The sequence below is a fragment of the Pseudoxanthobacter sp. genome (assembly GCF_036822375.1).
Lineage (GTDB): Bacteria > Pseudomonadota > Alphaproteobacteria > Rhizobiales > Segnochrobactraceae > Pseudoxanthobacter.
Map to the genome: position 1 here is coordinate 1459 of NZ_DAISHT010000048.1, position 19868 is coordinate 21326.

General features: G+C 68.4%; 18 protein-coding genes, 1 tRNA gene and 1 pseudogene. 18 read left to right on the forward strand and 2 right to left on the reverse strand.

What is annotated here, in order from left to right:
* Positions 1-305: 305 nt before the first annotated feature.
* The 3 genes from V7067_RS06935 to V7067_RS06945 all read left to right on the forward strand — a co-directional run bounded on the left by V7067_RS06935 (position 306) and on the right by V7067_RS06945 (position 4231).
* On the forward strand, positions 306-1859 hold the full coding sequence (locus V7067_RS06935; protein ID WP_334175157.1) for a DegQ family serine endoprotease: 1554 nt from the start codon (positions 306-308) through the stop codon (positions 1857-1859).
* Between the two features lie 73 nt (positions 1860-1932).
* Positions 1933-2316 carry a GtrA family protein gene (locus V7067_RS06940; RefSeq protein ID WP_334175158.1) on the forward strand — a complete coding sequence of 128 codons (384 nt, stop codon included), beginning with the start codon at positions 1933-1935 and terminating at the stop codon, positions 2314-2316.
* 37 nt (positions 2317-2353) lie between these two features.
* Positions 2354-4231, forward strand: a complete 1878-nt coding sequence (locus tag V7067_RS06945) for a hypothetical protein (protein ID WP_334175159.1) — start codon at positions 2354-2356, stop codon at positions 4229-4231.
* 83 nt (positions 4232-4314) lie between these two features.
* On the opposite strand, the gene serB is transcribed toward V7067_RS06945, so the two are convergent.
* On the reverse strand, positions 4315-5241 hold the full coding sequence (gene serB / locus V7067_RS06950) for a phosphoserine phosphatase SerB (RefSeq protein ID WP_334175160.1): 927 nt from the start codon (positions 5239-5241) through the stop codon (positions 4315-4317).
* A 17-nt stretch (positions 5242-5258) separates the two neighbouring features.
* Here serB and miaA point away from each other — a divergent pair, with 17 nt between their 5' ends.
* The 5 genes from miaA to V7067_RS06975 all read left to right on the forward strand — a co-directional run bounded on the left by miaA (position 5259) and on the right by V7067_RS06975 (position 10873).
* Complete coding sequence (miaA, locus tag V7067_RS06955) at positions 5259-6215, forward strand: tRNA (adenosine(37)-N6)-dimethylallyltransferase MiaA (RefSeq protein WP_334175161.1); 957 nt, start codon at positions 5259-5261, stop codon at positions 6213-6215.
* A gap of 332 nt (positions 6216-6547) precedes the next feature.
* Positions 6548-8314, forward strand: a complete 1767-nt coding sequence (locus tag V7067_RS06960) for an acetolactate synthase 3 large subunit (RefSeq protein ID WP_334175173.1) — start codon at positions 6548-6550, stop codon at positions 8312-8314.
* A gap of 114 nt (positions 8315-8428) precedes the next feature.
* Positions 8429-8962: an acetolactate synthase small subunit gene (gene ilvN / locus V7067_RS06965; RefSeq protein WP_334175162.1), complete on the forward strand. Its 534-nt coding sequence runs from the start codon at positions 8429-8431 to the stop codon at positions 8960-8962.
* Positions 8963-9137: 175 nt separating this feature from the next.
* Entirely contained in the window at positions 9138-10157 is a 1020-nt protein-coding gene (gene ilvC, locus V7067_RS06970; RefSeq protein ID WP_334175163.1) for a ketol-acid reductoisomerase, read from the forward strand.
* A gap of 173 nt (positions 10158-10330) precedes the next feature.
* Entirely contained in the window at positions 10331-10873 is a 543-nt protein-coding gene (locus V7067_RS06975; protein ID WP_334175164.1) for a hypothetical protein, read from the forward strand.
* A 24-nt stretch (positions 10874-10897) separates the two neighbouring features.
* Here the strand turns inward: V7067_RS06975 and V7067_RS06980 are convergent, their stop codons facing one another.
* Positions 10898-11560 (reverse strand): TetR/AcrR family transcriptional regulator, encoded by a 663-nt coding sequence (locus tag V7067_RS06980; RefSeq protein WP_334175165.1) that lies wholly within the window; start codon positions 11558-11560, stop codon positions 10898-10900.
* Between the two features lie 187 nt (positions 11561-11747).
* On the opposite strand from V7067_RS06980, the gene V7067_RS06985 reads away from it, so the two are divergent.
* The 10 genes and pseudogenes from V7067_RS06985 to V7067_RS07030 form a co-directional block, all read left to right on the forward strand.
* The gene (locus tag V7067_RS06985; RefSeq protein ID WP_334175166.1) at positions 11748-13031 is read left to right on the forward strand and encodes an MFS transporter; all 1284 of its coding nucleotides are present in this window, start codon (positions 11748-11750) and stop codon (positions 13029-13031) included.
* A gap of 273 nt (positions 13032-13304) precedes the next feature.
* On the forward strand, positions 13305-13958 hold the full coding sequence (locus tag V7067_RS06990; RefSeq protein ID WP_334175174.1) for a YjbE family putative metal transport protein: 654 nt from the start codon (positions 13305-13307) through the stop codon (positions 13956-13958).
* A 139-nt stretch (positions 13959-14097) separates the two neighbouring features.
* A tRNA-Trp gene (locus V7067_RS06995) sits at positions 14098-14173 on the forward strand.
* A 350-nt stretch (positions 14174-14523) separates the two neighbouring features.
* Positions 14524-14721, forward strand: coding sequence for a preprotein translocase subunit SecE (secE, locus tag V7067_RS07000; protein ID WP_334175167.1), 198 nt, complete (start codon positions 14524-14526; stop codon positions 14719-14721).
* A gap of 29 nt (positions 14722-14750) precedes the next feature.
* Positions 14751-15287 carry a transcription termination/antitermination protein NusG gene (gene nusG, locus V7067_RS07005; RefSeq protein ID WP_334175168.1) on the forward strand — a complete coding sequence of 179 codons (537 nt, stop codon included), beginning with the start codon at positions 14751-14753 and terminating at the stop codon, positions 15285-15287.
* Between the two features lie 190 nt (positions 15288-15477).
* On the forward strand, positions 15478-15909 hold the full coding sequence (gene rplK / locus V7067_RS07010; protein ID WP_334175169.1) for a 50S ribosomal protein L11: 432 nt from the start codon (positions 15478-15480) through the stop codon (positions 15907-15909).
* A 6-nt stretch (positions 15910-15915) separates the two neighbouring features.
* Entirely contained in the window at positions 15916-16614 is a 699-nt protein-coding gene (gene rplA, locus V7067_RS07015) for a 50S ribosomal protein L1 (RefSeq protein WP_334175170.1), read from the forward strand.
* 449 nt (positions 16615-17063) lie between these two features.
* Complete coding sequence (rplJ, locus tag V7067_RS07020; RefSeq protein WP_334175171.1) at positions 17064-17582, forward strand: 50S ribosomal protein L10; 519 nt, start codon at positions 17064-17066, stop codon at positions 17580-17582.
* 54 nt (positions 17583-17636) lie between these two features.
* Positions 17637-18017: a 50S ribosomal protein L7/L12 gene (rplL, locus tag V7067_RS07025; RefSeq protein ID WP_334175172.1), complete on the forward strand. Its 381-nt coding sequence runs from the start codon at positions 17637-17639 to the stop codon at positions 18015-18017.
* A 224-nt stretch (positions 18018-18241) separates the two neighbouring features.
* Positions 18242-19868: pseudogene (locus tag V7067_RS07030) on the forward strand (DNA-directed RNA polymerase subunit beta); the annotation flags it as partial.

Below are 19868 nucleotides of genomic sequence, written 5' to 3' on the forward strand. Positions count from 1 at the left end.
TGTTCCTGCCGTTTTGCCACCTTGCTTTCTTGCCACCTTGCTCCGGCGAAATTGCACCGGCCGATTTGCCAGCCTGAACGGCCAGCCCGCGGTCTGCGTGTCCGAAGCTCTGTCTGTCTGAAGTTCTGTTTGCCTGAAGTTCTGCCTGCCCGGCCGGACCTGCCGGCCCCGCCGCCTTCGGGCCGGCTGCCGGGCCGCCGGGCGGGGCTGCGGCCGGTTGCACCCGCCGCCGGCGGGCCGGGCTGCGCGCAGGCGCCAGGGCCCGGCACCGGGCCATCCGGTTTCCATGCACGGGAGAAATAACGATGCGCGTCACCCCTTCCTCTGCGACGGTCCGCACGTCCGCGGGGGCCCTGCGCGCTGCGCGCCTGAAGCAGGCTGGCGCCGTGCTCGGCCTCGCCGGGGCTCTGGCCCTTGCCGGTGCGCTGCCGGGCCGGGCCGAGACGGCCGCCACGCCGGCGGTGCCGGTGCCTGCGCCCGGCCACCCGGCCGGCCCGGCCTCGGTCGCCGATCTGGCCGAGGGGCTGCTTGACGCGGTGGTGAACATCTCCACCTCGCAGAAGGTGGAGGCGCCGAGCCAGGTGCCGGTGCCGAAGCTGCCGGAAGGCTCGCCCTTTCAGGATTTCTTCGACCAGTTCATGGACCGGCAGGGCAAGGGCGCCGACCGTCCGCAGCGCGTGCAGTCGCTGGGCTCGGGCTTCGTCATCGATCCGGCCGGCATCGTGGTGACCAACAACCACGTCATCGACGGCGCCGACGAGATCACGGTCAACTTCTCCGACGGCACCAAGCTCAAGGCCGAGGTGGTGGGCCGCGACAAGAAGACCGATCTGGCGGTGCTGAAGGTGAAGCCGGAAAAGCCGCTGAAGGCGGTGGATCTGGGCGATTCCAACAAGATCCGCGTCGGCGACTGGGTGATGGCCATCGGCAACCCGTTCGGCCTCGGCGGCACCGTCACGCTCGGCATCGTCTCTGCGCGCAACCGCAACATCAATGCCGGGCCCTATGACGACTTCATCCAGACCGACACCGCCATCAACCGCGGCAACTCGGGCGGACCGCTGTTCGACATGTACGGCAAGGTGATCGGCATCAACACCGCCATCATCTCGCCCTCGGGCGGTTCCATCGGCATCGGCTTTGCCATTCCGGCCTCCACCGCCAGCCACGTCATCACGCAGCTGCGCGAGTTCGGCGAAACCCGCCGCGGCTGGCTCGGCGTGCGCATTCAGGAGGTCAGCGACGATATCGCCGAAGGCCTCGGCCTGAAGAGCGCAAAGGGGGCTCTCGTGGCCGGCGTCACCGCGGACGGCCCGGCCGCCAAAGCCGGCATCGAGCCCGGCGACGTCATTCTCACCTTCGACGGCCAGCCGGTGCCGAAGATGAGCGATCTGCCGCGCATGGTTGCCGATACCGGCATCGGCAAGAAGGTCGATGTCGTCATCGTGCGCAAGGGCAAGGAGCAGACCCTTCAGGTGGAACTGCAGCGCCTCGACGAGAAGGCGGAGCCGGGCGACGAGGCGGGGGACGCCGGCGACAAGGCACCGAAGGCGGCCGCGACGGAAGTGGCCGGCCTGAAGCTGTCGGCCATCACCGCCGAGCTGAAGGCGAAGTTCAAGATTGCCGACAGCGTGAAGGGCGTGCTGGTCACCGATGTCGATCCGGCCTCCAACGCGGCGGAAAAGCGCGTGCAGGCGGGCGATGTCATCGTAGAAGTGGCGCAGGAGCCGGTGACGAGCCCGCAGGACGTCGCCGAGCGCATCGCCAAAGCAAAGAAGGACGGCCGCAAGACCGTTCTCCTGCTGCTGGCCAACCCCTCGGGCGATCTGCGCTTTACCGCTATCCGCATCAGCGAGTAAAAACGGCCCCGGGCCGCCGGCTGCAACGCCGGCGGCCCGCAGCGCTTCCTCTCACCCGGCCGTGTCATTTGCGATGAATTCCCAGTTCCTGCGCTTCGCCATCGCCGGCACCCTCGGCTTCGTCGCCGATGCCGGCATGCTTTATCTGATGATGGCGCTCGGGCTTGGCCGTTTCAGCGGGCGGCTGGTGTCGTTCGTGTTCGCCGTCTGGGTGACGTGGCAGTTCAACCGGCGTTTCACCTTCCGCCAGCGGCGCGATATCTCGGCCCTGCGTGAGTTTGCCGAATATTTCGTGGCAATGCTCGGCGGCGGCGCGGTCAATTATGCCGCCTACAGCGTGACGGTGCTGCTGCTGCCCGACAGCACCTTCGTGCCGCTGGTCGGCGTTGCCATGGGCGCGCTGGCCGGCATGGTGGTGAACTTCATTACCGCCAAGTGGCTGGTGTTCCGCAGCTGACGGCAGCGCGGGCGCAGAACCGCCACGGGGAGGCGACATGGCGCACCAACAGGCCGGCAGGGCCGCCGCCGGCACCCGCCTTGCGGGCTTTTTCGCCCGCGCCGGGGCCGGCAGTGCCGGGCTTTTTCGCGCCGCCGCGGTCGGCGTGCCGGTGCTGGCCGGGCTCGTCTCGGTGCTGCTCGGGCAGGATACCAACTGGGACCTGCAGAACTATCACTGGTACAATGCCTTCGCCTTCTTTCACGGCAAGCTGTGGACCGACCTCGCCCCGGCGGGGATGCAGACCTATTTCAACCCGCTGATCGATCTGCCCTATTATGCGCTGAACCGCGTGATGCCGGCGGCGGCCGTCGGCTTTCTTTCCGGTCTCGTGCAGGGGCTGGCGTTCTGGCCGCTGCTGGCCGTCGGGTGGGCGCTTTTTGCCGGGCGGCCGGCGCCGCAGCGCCGGCAGATGGCGCTGCTCCTGGGGCTGGCCGGGCTTCTCACCGCCAATTTTCTCTCCACCCTCGGCAACACCATGGGCGACGGCCTGACGGCCGTTTTCGTGCTGGCCGCGCTGGCGGTGTGCGTTGCCGCGGTGCCGCGGCTTGAGGCCGAAGCCGCCCGCCGGCCGTGGTGCGGCGGGCTCGCCGGGGCCGGCCTTCTGCTGGCGGCGGGGTGTCTGGCCGGCATCGCCACCGGGCTCAAGCTCACCAATGCCGTCTATGCGGTGGCGCTGTGTGCGGCGCTGCTGCTGCTGCCGCTGGCCGCGGTCGCGCGGCTGCGGGTGGCGTTTCTGTTCGGCCTCGGCGTTCTGGCCGGCACCGGCCTTTCGGCCGGCTGGTGGTTCTGGACGTTGTGGCAGGCGACCGGCAACCCGCTGTTCCCGCAGTTCTCCGGCCTGTTTCCGAACGAACTCGCCCGCGATGTGGGGGTGGTGGACACGCTGTGGCGGCCGAAATCGGCGCTGGAAGCGGCGCTGTGGCCGTTCATCACCGCGCTCAACCCGCGCCGTGTCGGCCAGATCGCGCTGCATCAGGTGCTGTGGCCGCTGGCGACGCTGGCCTTCGGCGCGTTCCTGCTGCGCCTTGCCGCTGCGCGGGCCGGGCTCGCGGCGGCCATGGCGCCGCTCGGCGGCCGCGGGCGGCTGGTCATCGGCTATATCGTGATCGGCTATCTGGTCTGGCTGAAGCTGTTCAGCATCGGGCGCTATCTGGCGCCGATCGAAATGGTGCTGCCGTTTGCGATCTGGCTGCTGGGCACCCGGCTGCTGCCGGCGCGCCGCGCGGCGGGGCTGACGGCGGCGGCGCTGGCGCTGTCGGCTGCCGTCACGCTGTTCGGCGGTGTGACCGGGTGGAGCCACTCCGGCTGGGCCGATCCGGCATTCCGCGCCGACCGGCCGGCCATCGACGACCCGGCGCGGGCCACGGTGCTGCTGGCCGGCGGCGAGCCGCCGTGGGGCTTTCTGGTGGCCGAACTGCCGCCACAGGTGGCCGCTGTCGGGCTGGTGACGACATTCCCCGAATCGCCCGCCTATCGCGCCCGTGCCCGCGCGATTGCGACCGGGCGCGGCGGGCCGCTCTATGCGGTGCTGCCCGGCGCCCGCGACCGGCGGGCCGATGAGGCGGCCGCGCTCGACCGCCGCTTCCGCGCGCTCGGCCTCGGCTCAGCCGGCTGGAACTGCGGCGCCGCCCGCTCGGCGGTCGCGGCTCTCAGGCTGCGGGTGCAGGTGGTGCCTTCCGCCGATGGCTGCCATCTGGCGCCCGCCGCCCCGGCCGCCGACCTTGCCGCGGAGAATGCCGCTTTGCAGCAGAACGGGGCGGCGATGCTGGCGGCCTATGGCTTCCGGCTTGAGCCGGAAAGCTGCACCCCGCTCACCGCCTTCATCGGCACCCGGCCGTTCGGCTTCCAGTGGTGCCGGGCCGCCATCGAATAGCCCGGTGGCGCAACGCACAACGCCCCGGCGGGCCGGCCCGCCGGGGCGTTGCGTTAAGGCATCGCGCTGCGGCCCGACGGGCCTCAGGCGGCGAATTCGCTGTGGTGGTAGCCCTGGAAATAGAGCAGAGCGGACAGATCGCCGTGATCGATGCGGGCATCGGCCTCGGCGGCAACCGCCGGCTTGGCATGGAAGGCCACGCCAAGGCCCGCGGCGCGGATCATGGCCAGATCGTTGGCGCCGTCGCCCACCGCAATCGCCTCGGCGGCGACGAGGCCTTTCTCGGCGATCAGCGTCTCAAGCCGGGCGAGCTTGGCGTCGCGGCCCAGAATGGGTTCGCCCACCCGCCCGGTGAGCCGGCCGTTCTCGACGATCAGCGTGTTGGCGTTGTGCTCGTCGAAGCCCAGCGCGGCGGCGACCTTTTCGGTGAACACCGTAAAGCCGCCGGAGACGAGGGCGGCATAGCCGCCGTTGGCGTGCATGGTGGCCACCAGCGCCTTGCCGCCGGGGGTCAGCGTGATGCGCTCGCGCCAGACGCGCTCGGCCACGCCGGCATCGAGCCCGGCCAGCAGGCCGACGCGCTCGCGCAGCGCCGGTTCAAACGCGATCTCGCCGCGCATCGCGCGTTCGGTGATGGCGGCGATGTGGTCCTTCAGGCCCAACTCGGCGGCCAGTTCGTCGATGCACTCCTGCCCGATCAGGGTGGAATCCATGTCGGCCACGATCAGGCGCTTGCGCCGGCCGGCCTGAGGCTGCACGAACACGTCAACCGGCGCATCGCCGAGGGCGGCCCGCAGCGCGGCCTCAAATTCCTTGCGGCCGGCGGCCGGCGCGGTAAAGGCAAGGTCGGCGGCGATGCCTTCGGCCAGCGTGTGCGGCGTGGCGGCGACGGGCAGGGCGCCGGCCGCCTTCCCGATCAGCGCCGGCGTCAGCACCGGCCGGCCGGGGCCGGCGACGAGGGTGGCCACCAGCGGCGCCGGCGCGGTTGCGGCTTCGGGAGAATTCGGCATTGGAAAGGGCTCCGGTCATGATGTCCGCTCACGCATGCGCGCCGCGCCCGCAACGGACGGCGATCCTGATAGCCGGGCCGACGGCCAGCGGCAAGTCGGCGCTGGCGCTGCGGCTGGCCGCGGCAACCGGCGGGCTCGTCGTCAATGCCGATGCCATGCAGGTCTATGCGGAACTCGCCATTCTGACGGCGCGGCCGGGCGCGGCCGATCTGGCGGCGGCCCCCCACCGGCTCTATGGCTATGTGAGCGCGCGCGAGGCCTCGTCGGCGGCGCGCTGGGCGGAGGATTGTCTGGCGGTGCTGGACGAGGCGCAGGCCCGCGGCGTGCCGGCCATCGTGACCGGCGGCACCGGGCTCTATTTCGAGGCGCTGGTGAACGGCCTCTCGCCGGTGCCCCCGGTGCCGGAGGCGGTGCGGGCGCACTGGCGGGCTGAGGGGCAGCGGCAGACCGCGGCAGACCTTCATGCGCTGCTCGCCGCGCGCGATCCTGAAATGGCGGGGCGGCTGCGGCCGGGCGATACCCAGCGCGTGGTGCGGGCGCTGGAGGTGCTGGAGGCGACCGGCCGCTCGCTCGCCGAATGGCAGGCGATCGCCCCGGTGGCCCCGGTCGCCATCGCCGGCCCGCGCCTCGTCATGGCGCCGGAGCGCGGCTGGCTGCAGGCGCGCATCGCCGCGCGGCTTACCGCCATGGTCGACGAGGGCGGTCTTGAGGAGGCGGCGGCCTTCGAAGCCCTCGGGCTCGATGCCGCCCTGCCGGCCACCCGCGCCATCGGCGTGCGCCCGCTCGCCGCCGCCGCGCGCGGCGAGACCAGCGTTGCGGCGGCGGTGGCGCAGGCGGTGACCGACACGCGGCGCTATGCCAAGCGGCAGGAGACCTGGTTCCGCAACCGCATGGCCGGTTGGCAACGGGTCGACCCGCGCAATATCAGTGAAGCTGTCGGGGCGATCACGAAAGAATTGCATTGCCCCTCTTGACCGCGCCGGCGGTGGCCCCTATGGTCCGCCGCGAACAGAGGGAGTTGCGGCCGATGGTCGGTCTGGGCCTTATCGTAATTCGGGAGCGCGTCGCCGGGATGGCCTGAAGGGCCGTCCGGAGTGGCTGACGCGCGCAGGGGGCCTCGGGGCCCCTTTTTTGTTGCCCGCGGGTCTGCCAGACGAAAACCCCGGACAGCGAAGCGCGAAGGCCGCGATCACCCGCCACCGACAACGACGAAGGACCCGCACGAAAGCCAGCGGCACCCGGGCAGGACGCCCCCGATATGACGGGGCAGACCGGGCGCAAGGTGTGGGAAGCCGGAGAGACGAGAATGATGCGCGAGATGACAGGCGCCGAAATGGTTATCCAGGCGCTGATCGACCACGGGGTCGACACGCTGTTCGGCTATCCGGGCGGTGCCATCCTGCCGATCTATGACGCGATCTACCAGCAGGACAGGATCAACCACGTTCTCGTGCGCCACGAGCAGGGCGCGGGCCACGCGGCCGAGGGCTATGCCCGCTCGACCGGCAAGGTCGGCGTCATGCTGGTCACCTCCGGTCCGGGCGCGACCAATGCCGTTACCCCGCTTGCCGATGCGCTGATGGATTCCATCCCGCTCGTCTGCATCACCGGGCAGGTCGCCACGCACCTCATCGGTTCGGATGCCTTTCAGGAGTGCGACACCGTCGGCGTCACCCGGCCGTGCACCAAGCACAACTGGCTGGTCCGCCGCATCGAGGATCTGCCGCGCATCCTGCACGAGGCGTTCTATGTCGCCACCCACGGCCGGCCCGGCCCGGTCGTCGTCGACATTCCCAAGGACGTTCAGTTCGCCCGCGGCCACTATACCGGCCCGCAGAACGTCATGCACAAGACCTACCGGCCGAAGCTGAAGGGCGATCTCGACGCCATCCGGCAGGCGGTCGAACTGATGGCGCAGGCCGAGCGTCCGGTGTTCTACACCGGCGGCGGCGTCATCAATTCCGGCAAGGCGGCCAGCCAGCTTCTGCGCGAGCTGGTCGATCTCACCGGGTTCCCCATCACCTCGACGCTGATGGGGCTGGGTGCCTTCCCGGCCTCCGACCCGAAGTGGCTCGGCATGCTCGGCATGCACGGCACCTACGAGGCCAATCTGGCGATGCACGACTGCGATCTGATGATCGCCATCGGCGCGCGCTTCGACGACCGCATCACCGGCCGCCTCGATGCCTTCTCGCCCGGTTCCACCAAGATCCACATCGACATCGATCCCTCGTCCATCAACAAGACGGTCAAGGTCGAGCTGCCGATCATCGGCGATGTCGCCCATGTTCTGGAAGACATGGTGCGGCTGTGGCGCGCCTCCGGCCACCGCTCCGACCCGGAGCGCCTGAAGCCGTGGTGGAAGCAGATCGACGGCTGGCGGGCGAAGAAGTCGCTGTCCTACCGCAAGAGCGGCGACGTCATCATGCCGCAATATGCGGTCGAGCGGCTCTATGAGCTGACGAAGGACAAGGATGTCTACATCACGTCCGAGGTCGGTCAGCACCAGATGTGGGCGGCGCAGTTCTTCCACTTCAACGAGCCGAACCGCTGGATGACCTCCGGCGGTCTCGGCACCATGGGCTACGGCCTGCCGGCGGCCATCGGCGCGCAGCTCGCCCACCCCGGCAGCCTCGTCATCGACATTGCCGGCGATGCCTCGGTGCAGATGACGATGCAGGAGATGTCGACGGCCATCCAGTATGGCCTGCCGATCAAGATCTTCATCCTCAACAACGAGTACATGGGCATGGTGCGCCAGTGGCAGCAGCTGCTGCACGGCAACCGCCTGTCGAACTCCTACACCGCCGCGATGCCCGATTTCGTGAAGATGGCGGAAGCCTTCGGCGGCGTGGGCATGAAGGTCGACCATCCCGACGATCTCGACGACGCCATCCGCGCGATGATCGCGTGCGACAAGCCGGTGCTGTTCGACTGCCGCGTCGCCAAGCTGGCCAACTGCTTCCCGATGATCCCGTCGGGCAAGGCGCACAACGAAATCCTGCTCGGCGACAGCGTGCCGGATCACGAGCTGGAAGACGTGATCGACGCCGAAGGCAAGATGCTGGTCTGAGGCCTGCATCCTGCCTTCTCAGCCCTCGCAAGGCCCGGCCGGGCGGCAATCGCCCCGGTCCGGGCGCCGGCCGCGGCAGGCGGCATCGCGATTTGCGGGATAAATCCCATGTTCATGAAATTCGATCCCAGTCCCATGCGCGCACCCGAGATTTCCGAAAAGCACACGCTCTCGCTCATCGTGGACAACGAGCCGGGCGTTCTGGCCCGCGTCATCGGCCTGTTCTCCGGGCGCGGCTACAACATCGATTCGCTGACCGTGTCGGAGACCCAGCACGACCGGCAGGTTTCGCGCATCACCATCGTCACCACCGGATCGCCGATGGTGATCGAGCAGATCAAGAACCAGCTCGACCGCCTCGTGCCGGTCCACCGGGTTGCCGACCTGACGGCCTCCGGCTCGGCGATCGAGCGCGAGCTGGCGCTCATCAAGGTGCGCGGCCGCGGCGAGGATCGCCGCGAGGCGCTGCTGGTGGCGGAAGCCTTCCGCGCCCGCGTGGTCGACACCACGCTGGAGAGCTTCGTTTTCGAGCTCACCGGCAAGCCCGACAAGGTCGACCAGTTCATCGAGCTACTGCAGCCGCTCGGCGTGGTGGAAGTGGCCCGAACCGGCGTTGCCGCCATCGGCCGCGGCGCCGAGGGGCTCTGACAGCCTGTTTTCCTGCCCCGGCGCGGGCGCCTTTCCCGGCGTCCGCGCTTCTCTTCTGCGGCTCGCTCTCTTGATCTGACGGCGCCGAGGTGGTTAAGCAGCCCGCGGCCATCGGCGGGACCGATCAGGACAAGAACAGCCGATCTCCGGAACGCTTGAGAAGGAAGTGACCAACATGCGCGTTTACTACGACCGGGATGCCGACCTGAACCTCATCAAGGGCAAGAAGGTCGCCATTGTCGGCTACGGCAGCCAGGGCCATGCCCATGCGCTGAACCTGAAGGATTCCGGCGTCAAGGAAGTCGCGGTGGCGCTGCGTCCGGGTTCGGCCACCGCCAAGAAGGCCGAGGCCGCCGGCCTGCCGGTGATGACCCCGGCCGAGGCCGCCAAGTGGGCCGACGTGGTGATGATGCTCACCCCGGACGAGCTGCAGGGCGATATCTATCGCGAGAGCCTGGCCGACAACATGAAGGAGGGCGCGGCCCTTCTGTTCGCCCACGGCCTCAATGTGCACTTCAACCTGATCGAGCCGCGCAAGGACATCGACGTCCTGATGGTGGCCCCGAAGGGCCCCGGCCACACCGTGCGCGGCGAGTATCAGCGCGGCGGCGGCGTGCCCTGCCTGATCGCCGTTGCGCAGGACTACACCGGCAACGCCCATGACATCGGCCTGTCCTATGCCTCGGGCATCGGCGGCGGCCGCGCCGGCATCATCGAGACCACCTTCAAGGAAGAGTGCGAGACCGACCTGTTCGGCGAGCAGGTGGTGCTGTGCGGCGGCCTCGTGGAGCTGATCCGCGCCGGCTTCGAGACCCTCGTGGAGGCCGGCTACGCCCCCGAGATGGCTTATTTCGAGTGCCTGCACGAAGTGAAGCTGATCGTCGACCTCATCTATGAGGGCGGCATCGCCAACATGAACTACTCCATCTCCAACACCGCGGAATACGGCGAGTATGTCACCGGTCCGCGCATCATCACCGCTGAGACCAAGGCGGAGATGAAGCGCGTTCTGGAGGACATCCAGTCCGGCAAGTTCACCCGCGACTGGATGCTGGAGAACAAGGTCAACCAGACCTCGTTCAAGGCCACCCGCGCCCGCAACAACGCCCATCCGATCGAGGAAGTGGGCGCGCGTCTGCGCGACATGATGCCGTGGATCAAGGCCAAGGCGCTGGTCGACAAGACCCGCAACTGATTGTCCCGATCCCGGGACGGACGGAAAAGGGGCGCCTGCGGGCGCCCCTTTTTTGTGGCGGCTTTTGTGGCGGCGGTGGCGGCCGCTGCGGGGCAGGGTAAGACAGAGCGGATTGACCGGGCCGATGCGGCGGCGATTCGCGGCAGGCCGGCAGCAGACGGGACAGAGCGCCAATGACGACGTCCGAAATTCCGGCACCGGCCGCCGCCGGCACAGGCCTGACACGCCGTACCGCACTGGCCGGGCTGGGCCTTGCCCTTGCCGGCACCGCAGCGGCCTGCGCCGGGCCGAAGCAGATCAACGGCAAGACGGAGGCGGCTTCCGGCACGGTGTCGCTGGAAAAGTGGGTCGGCGGCTACTGGGCCGCGGGCACGGTGGGCGAGGGCGTTCTGCACTTCCGCGGCCGCGACTATCCGTTCTCCATCAGCGGCTTCGGCGTCGGCGGCACCGGCGTGGCCCACGTCTCGGCCGAGGGCAATGTGTACGGCCTGACCGATCCGGCGAAATTTGCCGGCAACTACAGCCTGCTGCGCACCGGATTCGTGTTCGGCAACATCGGCCCCGGCACGCTCTATCTGGAAAACCAGAACGGTGTGCGCATGCAGCTTCAGGCCCGTCGCCGCGGGCTGATGCTGAGCTTCGGCGGCGATGCCATCACCGTCACCATGGGCGCCCCGGAGCGCAGGCCGGCGCCGCAGAAGCCGGCGACGAAATAAACGGCCGGTCCGGCTCGCGCCCTCTCAGTTCGCACCCGTTCCGGCGGTCTCGGTCTCGGTCTCCGGGGTCGCCGGAACGGCGGTATCTGCGGCCGGGCGGCGGGTGTGGGCGTCGATCAGGCGGCGGGCAATGCCGGGCAGGGCGGCCGCGGGCCCGCCGGCGTCGAATATCTGCCCGGTCACGAAGGTGCCCTCAATCAGCAGCAGCAGGGCATCGGCCAGTTCGTCGGGTGCCTCGGCGGCCATTTCCCGCGCCATGGCCTGCAGCCGGGCCCGCAGGCGCTGCTTGTTGCCGGCCACCACGGCGCGGCCGGGGTGATCGGGCTCGCCGGGCAGCTCCAGCGCTGCATTGGTGAGGCCGCAGCCCCGATAGTCCGGCCGCTGGGCGCGTCCGGCGAGGCCGGTGAGATAGTCGAGAATCTGCGCCCGCGCATCGCCCGGATGCCGCGCCGCGGCGGCCTCGAACCGGCTCCAGAATTCGCAGTCGTAGTCGCTGAGATAAGCGGCCGCCAGATCGTCCTTGGAGGCGAAGCTGCGATAGAGGCTGGGCTTGGTGACGCCGGCCCGGTGCACGATCTCCTCCACCCCCACGGCGCGGATGCCGAGGCGATAGAACAGGTCGCGCGCCGCGGCGCGGATGCGGTCGGCCGCACGCGGGGCGGCCGCCGGGCCACCGGCCGCGGACATTGCGTGCCCGGGGGGCGCCGTTTGCCCGGGCGCAGCCGGAGCGGCGGAGCGGGGCGCGGCCGGATGGGGAACAGCAGGACGGGTCACGGCAACCGGGCACTCCGCAAAACGCTCGCCCGGCGAAACGGGCTTGCAATGTTACCGATCGGTACCTATAGCTGAAGGATGAAACGGACCGGTCAGTAACATGAACCTAACACGCCGCCGCCCCTTCGGCCAGAACTATGCCTTCGTCGTTGCTGCGGTGGTGTTTCTCTGCCTGCTGGCCAGCGCCGGGCTGCGCTCGGCGCCGAGCGTCATGCTCATTCCGCTGGAACAGGCCTTCGGCTGGAGCCGGGACCTCGTGTCCCTCTCCGCGGCCATCGGCATCTTCCTTTACGGTCTGGTCGGGCCGTTCGCCGCCGCGCTCATGCAGCGCTTCGGCATCCGCCGCGTGCTGGTGCTGGCGCTCGTTCTGATGTCGGCGGCCACCGCGCTCTCCACGCTGATGCGCGAGCCCTGGCACCTGTTTCTCACCTGGGGGGTGCTCTCCGGCCTCGGCTCCGGCTGCGTGGCGGTGGTGCTGGGCGCCACGGTGGTGAGCCGCTGGTTTGCCAGCAATCGCGGTCTGATGATGGGCATTCTCACCGCCTCCACCGCCACCGGCACGCTGCTGTTTCTGCCGGTGCTGGCGTGGCTGGCGCAGACGGGAGGCTGGATGCCGGTGGCCGTCGCCGTGGCGCTGGCCACCGGGGCGCTGGTGCCGGTGGTGTGGCTGCTGGTGCCGGAGCGCCCGCAGGATATCGGCCTCGTGCCCTATGGCGCCCGCCCGTCGCCGCACGCCGCCCCGGCGGCACCTGCGCCGGCCCAGAGCCTGTTTGCCGCCACCCTCGGCGTGCTCGGCCGCGCCATGAAGCAGCGGACGTTCTGGTATCTCTTCGCCACGTTCTATATCTGCGGCTTCACGACGAACGGCCTGGTCGGCACCCATCTCATCGCGCTGTGCGCCGACCGCGGCATCGTGGAGGTGCAGGCGGCCGGGCTGATGGCCATGATGGGGCTGTTCGATCTCGTCGGCACCACGCTTTCCGGCTGGCTCACCGACCGGTTCGACGCCCGCAAGCTGCTGTTCCTCTATTACAGCCTGCGCGGGCTGTCGCTGATGCTGCTGCCGTTCAGCGACTTCTCGCTGGTGAGCCTGTCGGTGTTCGCCGTGTTCTATGGCCTCGACTGGATTGCCACGGTGCCGCCGACGCTGCGGCTGACCACCGAGGCGTTCGGCGAGCGCGATGCGCCGGTGGTGTTCGGCTGGATCGTGGCCGGCCATCAGGTGGGGGCGGCGAGCGCGGCGTGGTTCGGCGGGGCGGTGCGCACCTGGCAGGGCGACTATCTGATGGCCTTCGTCATTGCCGGGGCGACGGGGCTGGTTGCGGCAATTCTCGCACTGCTCATCCGCTCCCGCCCGGTTGCTCCGTTCGCCGCGGCCCGTTAAACGGGAAGCCGACCAGGCCGGGCCCCTCTGGCAGTTCCTGTGAACTGCGATGTCGGACTGGGAGACAGAGGAAGCGAGCCCGCCGCCGGTCCCCGTCCGCTGCCCGTGCCGCCCCCGGCCTGAAAGGGGGGCGGCCGCCCACCCGCCCTTGTTGTGCTGTGCCGCGGCGCTGCGCTCAGGTGCTGCGTCCCGACCGGGTCGCGGCGGGCCCCTGCGGGACCCGGCGGGCAATCGCTCTTTACGCATCCGCGATAAAGGGTCTTTGCCCCGATGATGGACATCTTCACCTTCGACGCTCTCACGGCCTTCCTGCAGGTCGTGCTGATCGATCTCGTGCTGGCCGGCGACAACGCCATCGTGATCGGCCTTGCCGCCGCGGGGTTGCCGGCGGCGCAGCGCAACCGCGTCATTCTGATCGGCATTCTTGCCGCCACCGTGCTGCGCATCCTGCTGGCGTCGGTCACCACCTACCTGCTCGGCATCGTCGGCCTGCTGCTGGCCGGCGGCATTCTGCTGCTGTGGGTGTGCTGGAAGATGTGGCGCGAGCTGCGCATCACGGCCCGCGAGGAGGAAGGCGCCGTGGAGGCGCTGGAGGAGGCCGATAACGACAGCCCCGAACAGGTCGCCGGCGCCCCGCGCAAGACGTTTGCGCAGGCCGCCTGGCAGATCGTCATCGCCGATCTCTCGATGTCGCTCGACAACGTGCTGGCGGTGGCAGGGGCGGCCCGCGAGCATCCGTGGGTGCTGGTGAGCGGCCTTGCCCTCTCCATCGCGCTGATGGGCCTTGCGGCAAGCTTCATCGCCCGCCTGCTGCAGCGTCACCACTGGATCGCCTATGTCGGCCTCGCCATCATCCTCTATGTGGCGCTGCAGATGATCTGGCGCGGGGCGCTGGAGGTGTGGCCCGTGCTGGCGCCGGCGTTGTGAGCCGGCAGGGCGCGCACTGCCCGGCGCGATTCGTCCCCAGCCGCCGGGGCGGCCGCCGCATAAATCAGTTGGCAGCGCCGCGAATCATGGTGTAAGAACCGCCCGTCCTGCCGGGGCCGTTGGCGCCGCAGGACGGTACAGGGGTGTAGCTCAGTTGGTAGAGCAGCGGTCTCCAAAACCGCAGGTCGTGGGTTCGAGTCCCTCCGCCCCTGCCATCCGGCGCCTGCCGGAAGCCCGGTCCGATCCGCGGCGGTTGCCTTCGGCAGCCGCCTTTTTGATTCGTCGCCTCCGCGATTCCCGGCGCAAAGCGCGCCGGCGGGGTTGCGGATTTGCCGGCTGTGCTTTAAAAGGCCCGACACCGCGCAAAGCCCTTGCGCATTGTGCGGGAGAAGGTTAATTAGGTCGCTCCATCAGGGCGAGCGGTTCATTCCGCTCGCCTTGCTGTCGTGTCCGCATGCGTCCGAATCGGCCCGGTCCGGTTCTGGCAGCCGGCAGGGCGGACGGGAAGAAGGCGCGACCGGCATCGCGCTCCGGGGTGGCCGGACAAGTCAGGCAGGCCGAGTTTATGGCGAAATCCAATCCGTTGGTGTTCTTTCAGCAGGTCCGCTCCGAGGCCGCAAAGGTCACGTGGCCGACCCGGCGCGAGACGCTGATCACCACCCTCATGGTTTTCATCATGGTGGCTCTGGCGGCGGTGTTCTTTCTTGTTGCCGACCAGCTGATGAGCTGGGGTGTGAGCGCGCTGCTCACCCTCGTGCGCTGACGCGCGCCAGCGAACGGAGCGAACGACCCATGGCCAAGCGCTGGTATATTGTGCACGCCTACTCGAATTTCGAGAAAAAGGTGGCGGAGTCGATCCGCGAAAAGGCAGCCCAGAACGGGCTTGAAGACCTTTTCGAAGAGATCCTCGTGCCGACCGAAAAGGTTGTCGAGGTGCGCCGCGGCCGCAAGGTCGATTCGGAGCGCAAGTTCTTCCCCGGCTACGTGCTGGTGAAGATGGAGATGACCGATCAGGCCTATCACCTCATCAAGAACACGCCGAAGGTGACCGGCTTCCTCGGCGCCGACAACCGGCCGCAGGCGATCGCCGAATCCGAGGCGATGCGCATTCTGCAGCAGGTGCAGGAAGGCGTTGAGCGCCCGAAGCCGAATGTCAGCTTCGAGGTCGGCGAGCAGGTGCGCGTCTCCGACGGCCCGTTCGCCTCCTTCTCCGGTCATGTCGAGGAAGTCGACGAGGAGCGTGCCCGCCTCAAGGTGGCGGTGTCGATCTTCGGCCGCCCGACCCCGGTGGAGCTGGAATACAGCCAGGTCGAGAAGATCGCCGGCTGACCGAGTTTCCGTCCGTTCGTCGCGGCGCCCGTCAGGGCTGCGCGGGGGAGGGCGGAAGAAGCAGGAGGCGGGAGGCCCCGCATCGCTTTCGCCGGCGATGTTCATGGCCCGACCGCCTCCGTCCCCGTGCTCCGGCGGCTCCGGCCTCCGGTGCTGAGACAGTCGGGCGGGTGCCCGATGGGAGAGTGAAATGGCGAAGAAAATTGACGGCTACATCAAGCTGCAGGTGAAGGCGGGTTCCGCGACCCCGTCGCCGCCGATCGGCCCCGCGCTTGGCCAGCGCGGCCTGAACATCATGATGTTCTGTAAGGAGTTCAACGCCCGCACGCAGGACCTTGAAAAGGGTCAGCCGTGCCCGGTGGTGATCACCTACTACTCGGACAAGTCCTTCACCTTCGAGGTGAAGACCGCTCCGGTGTCGCATTTCCTGAAGCTGGCGGCGGGCATTCCCTCGGGTTCCAAGACCCCGGGCAAGGGCGCCAAGGCCGGCAAGGTCACGCAGGCTCAGCTGCTGGAGATCGCAGCCAAGAAGCTGAAGGACCTGAACACGACCGACGTTGAGGCGGCTGCCCGCATGATCGCCGGTTCCGCCCGCGCGATGGGCCTCGAGGTGGTGGAGTAAGAACCGATGGCTAAGCTTGCCAAGCGCGTCCGCGCCACCCGCGAGGGTCTCGATCCGGCGAAGCTCTATGGACTTGACGATGCGCTGCAGCTCGTCAAGGAGCGCGCCACCGCGAAGTTCGACGAAACCGTCGAAGTCGCCATCAACCTCGGCGTCGATCCGCGTCATGCCGACCAGATGGTCCGCGGCGTGTGCGTGCTGCCGAACGGCACGGGCCGTACCGTGCGCGTTGCGGTGTTCGCCCGCGGCGACAAGGCCGACGAGGCCCGCGCTGCCGGTGCCGACATCGTCGGCGCGGAAGACCTGCTGGAGACCATCCAGGGCGGCACGATCGATTTCGATCGCTGCATTGCCACCCCGGACATGATGCCGCTGGTCGGCCGCCTCGGTAAGGTGCTCGGCCCGCGCGGCCTGATGCCGAACCCGAAGGTCGGCACCGTGACGCTCGACCTGAAGACCGCCGTGCGCGACGCCAAGGGCGGCGCGGTGGAGTTCCGCGTCGAGAAGGCCGGCATCATCCACGCCGGCATCGGCAAGGCGTCGTTCTCGGCCGAAGCGCTGGCCCAAAACATCCGCGCCCTGCATGACGCGGTGGTCAAGGCCAAGCCGGCCGGCGCCAAGGGCACCTACGTGCAGCGCGTCGCGCTGTCGTCGACCATGGGCCCGGGCGTGAAGGTCGATCCGTCGACCCTCGCCGCGGCCTGATGATATTCCGCCCGGCTCCGGCCGGGCGGCGAAGACCCCCGGCGGTTCGCCGCCGGGATTTCAAGACGGACAGCAACGGCCGGTTCGCCGGTCCGCTGTCCGCACCTGTCCGAGACTGCAGGTGCGATGGCGTTCATCCCGGTTCACTCCGGTCGCGGCCATCGCTTAAGCCCGAGCCCGGGGCCTGCATAGGCGGGATGGAGCCGGATTTTCGCGGACGCGGACGCCATCACCCGGAAACGGGGGCGGCGCCCGGGTTTCGCGCCGGTTCGCACCGTTGAGCCTTGCGGGCTACGCCGAGACGGCGCGTCACGCGGGCGGGCAGGCTTCACCGAACGCCGACCCCGATCCCCGCGGACCATCCCGGACGATCTGGGCGGCAACAGCAACCGGCGCAAGGGGCTAAACCCCCCGGGGCAAGACCCCCTGCGCTACTTGGAGTGAGGCAAGTGGATAAAGCGGAAAAGCGTGCGCTTGTCACGTCGCTCCACGGGGTGTTCGAGGACACCGGCGTGGTCGTCGTGGCCCACTATCAGGGTCTCACCGTTGCCCAGATGTCGGCCCTGCGCGGGCGCATGAAGGCGGCGGGGGCTTCCCTGAAAGTCGCGAAGAACCGCCTCATCAAGCTTGCCCTTCAGGGCACCGATGCTGAGGGCATCTCCGGCCTGTTCACCGGTCCGACCGTCATTGCTTTTTCGGCGGACCCGGTGGCTGCACCGAAGATCGCGATCGAGTTCGCCAAGACGAACGACAAGTACGTCGTTCTCGGCGGTGCGCTCGGCAAGCAGACCCTCAATGCGGAAGGCGTCAAGGCGCTTGCGACCCTGCCGTCGCTGGACGAGCTGCGCGCTCGCCTGCTCGGCATGATCAATACGCCGGCCACCCGCATCGCTGGCGTCGTTCAGGCACCGGCCGCGCAGCTTGCGCGTGTCTTCAACGCCTATGCCAAGAAGGACGAAGCGGCCTGAGGCCGTTCTTGCGTCACTGGTTATCAACGGTAAGAACCGACTGGAGTTACTACAATGGCTGATCTTGCGAAGCTCGTCGAAGAGCTCTCCGCCCTGACCGTTCTGGAAGCCGCTGAGCTGTCCAAGCTTCTCGAAGAGAAGTGGGGCGTCTCCGCCGCGGCCCCGGTTGCCGTGGCCGCCATCCCGGGCGGCGCCGGCGAGGCTGCTGCCGCGGTTGAGGAGAAGACCGAGTTCGACGTCATCCTCGTCGACGCCGGCGACAAGAAGATCAACGTGATCAAGGAAGTGCGCGCGATCACCAGCCTTGGCCTGAAGGAAGCCAAGGATCTGGTGGAAGGCGCTCCGAAGCCGATCAAGGAAGCTGTGTCCAAGGCCGAAGCCGAAGAGCTGAAGAAGAAGCTCGAAGAGGCCGGCGCCAAGGTCGAAGTGAAGTAATTCTTCCGCAAGGAAGGACGTGTCCGGGGCGCCTTGCGGCGTCCCGGATCGGCATTTGACGGGGTCGCTCCCTTGCGGGCGGTCCCGTCAAGCCACAGATGGACCCCGGAACCAGATCCCGGCAAGCCGGCTGTGGCAGGATCAGACGGGACGACTTTCCGAAGCGTCGGCTTGGATGCTGACCCTTCCGACGGTCGTCCACCGAGCGAGACGAGGAGCGACTTATGGCGCAGGCTCATAACGCACAGGCTCAGGCCCCCACGTTCACTGGTCGCAAGCGGATCCGCAAGTTCTTCGGCAAGATTCGCGAAGCCGCGGAAATGCCGAACCTGATCGAGGTCCAGAAGGCGTCCTACGACCAGTTCCTGCTGGTCGACGAGCCGGCCGGCGGCCGGCCCGACGAGGGCCTGCAGTCGGTGTTCAGGTCGGTGTTCCCGATTTCCGACTTCGCCGGCACCGCGCTCCTGGAGTTCGTGCGCTACGAGTTCGAGGCGCCGAAATATGACGTCGACGAGTGCCGCCAGCGCGGCCTGACCTTTGCTGCGCCGCTGAAGGTGACGCTGCGTCTCATCGTGTTCGATGTGGACGAGGACACCGGCGCGAAGTCGGTCAAGGACATCAAGGAGCAGGATGTCTACATGGGCGACATGCCGCTCATGACGGACAACGGCACCTTCATCGTCAACGGCACCGAGCGCGTCATCGTCTCCCAGATGCATCGCTCGCCGGGCGTGTTCTTCGACCACGACCGCGGCAAGACCCATTCCTCGGGCAAGCTGCTGTTCGCCGGCCGCATCATCCCCTATCGCGGGTCCTGGCTCGACATCGAGTTCGACGCCAAGGACATCGTCTATGCGCGCATCGACCGTCGCCGCAAGATTCCGGTGACGTCGCTGATGATGGCGCTGGGTCTCGACCCGGAAGAGATCCTCAACACCTTCTACAAGAGCATCACCTACACCCGCGACGGCTCCGGCTGGCGCATGCCCTATGACGCGCAGCGCATGCGCGGCATGAAGGCGATGAGCGACCTCATCGACGCCGACACCGGCGAGACCGTGGTGGAGGCCGGCCGCAAGCTGACCGCCCGCGCTGCCCGCCAGCTCGCCGATAAGGGCCTGAAGGCCCTGCGCATCACCGACGAGCAGGTCTACGGTCAGTATCTGGCCGAGGACATCGTCAATCCCGGCACCGGCGAGATCTATGCCGAGGCGGGCGACGAGATCACCGAGAAGCTGCTGGCCGGCCTGATCGACACCGGGTTCGACGAGTTCCCGGTGCTCGACATCGACCACATCAACATCGGCGCCTATATCCGCAACACGCTGGCCGTGGACAAGAACGAGAGCCGCGAAGAGGCTCTGTTCGACATCTACCGCGTGATGCGTCCGGGCGAGCCGCCGACCATCGACACCGCCGAGGCGATGTTCCATTCGCTGTTCTTCGATGCCGAGCGATACGATCTGTCCGCGGTCGGCCGCGTGAAGATGAACATGCGTCTCGACCTCGACTGCCCGGATAACATCCGCGTGCTGCGCCGCGAGGACGTGATCTCGGTCATCCGCACCCTCGTCGACCTGCGCGACGGCCGTGGCGAGATCGACGACATCGACAACCTCGGCAATCGCCGCGTGCGTTCGGTCGGCGAGCTGATGGAGAATCAGTATCGCGTCGGCCTGCTGCGCATGGAACGCGCGATCAAGGAGCGCATGTCGTCGGTCGAGATCGACACCGTCATGCCGCAGGACCTGATCAACGCCAAGCCGGCGGCGGCAGCCGTGCGCGAGTTCTTCGGTTCCTCGCAGCTGTCGCAGTTCATGGACCAGAACAACCCGCTGTCGGAAGTCACCC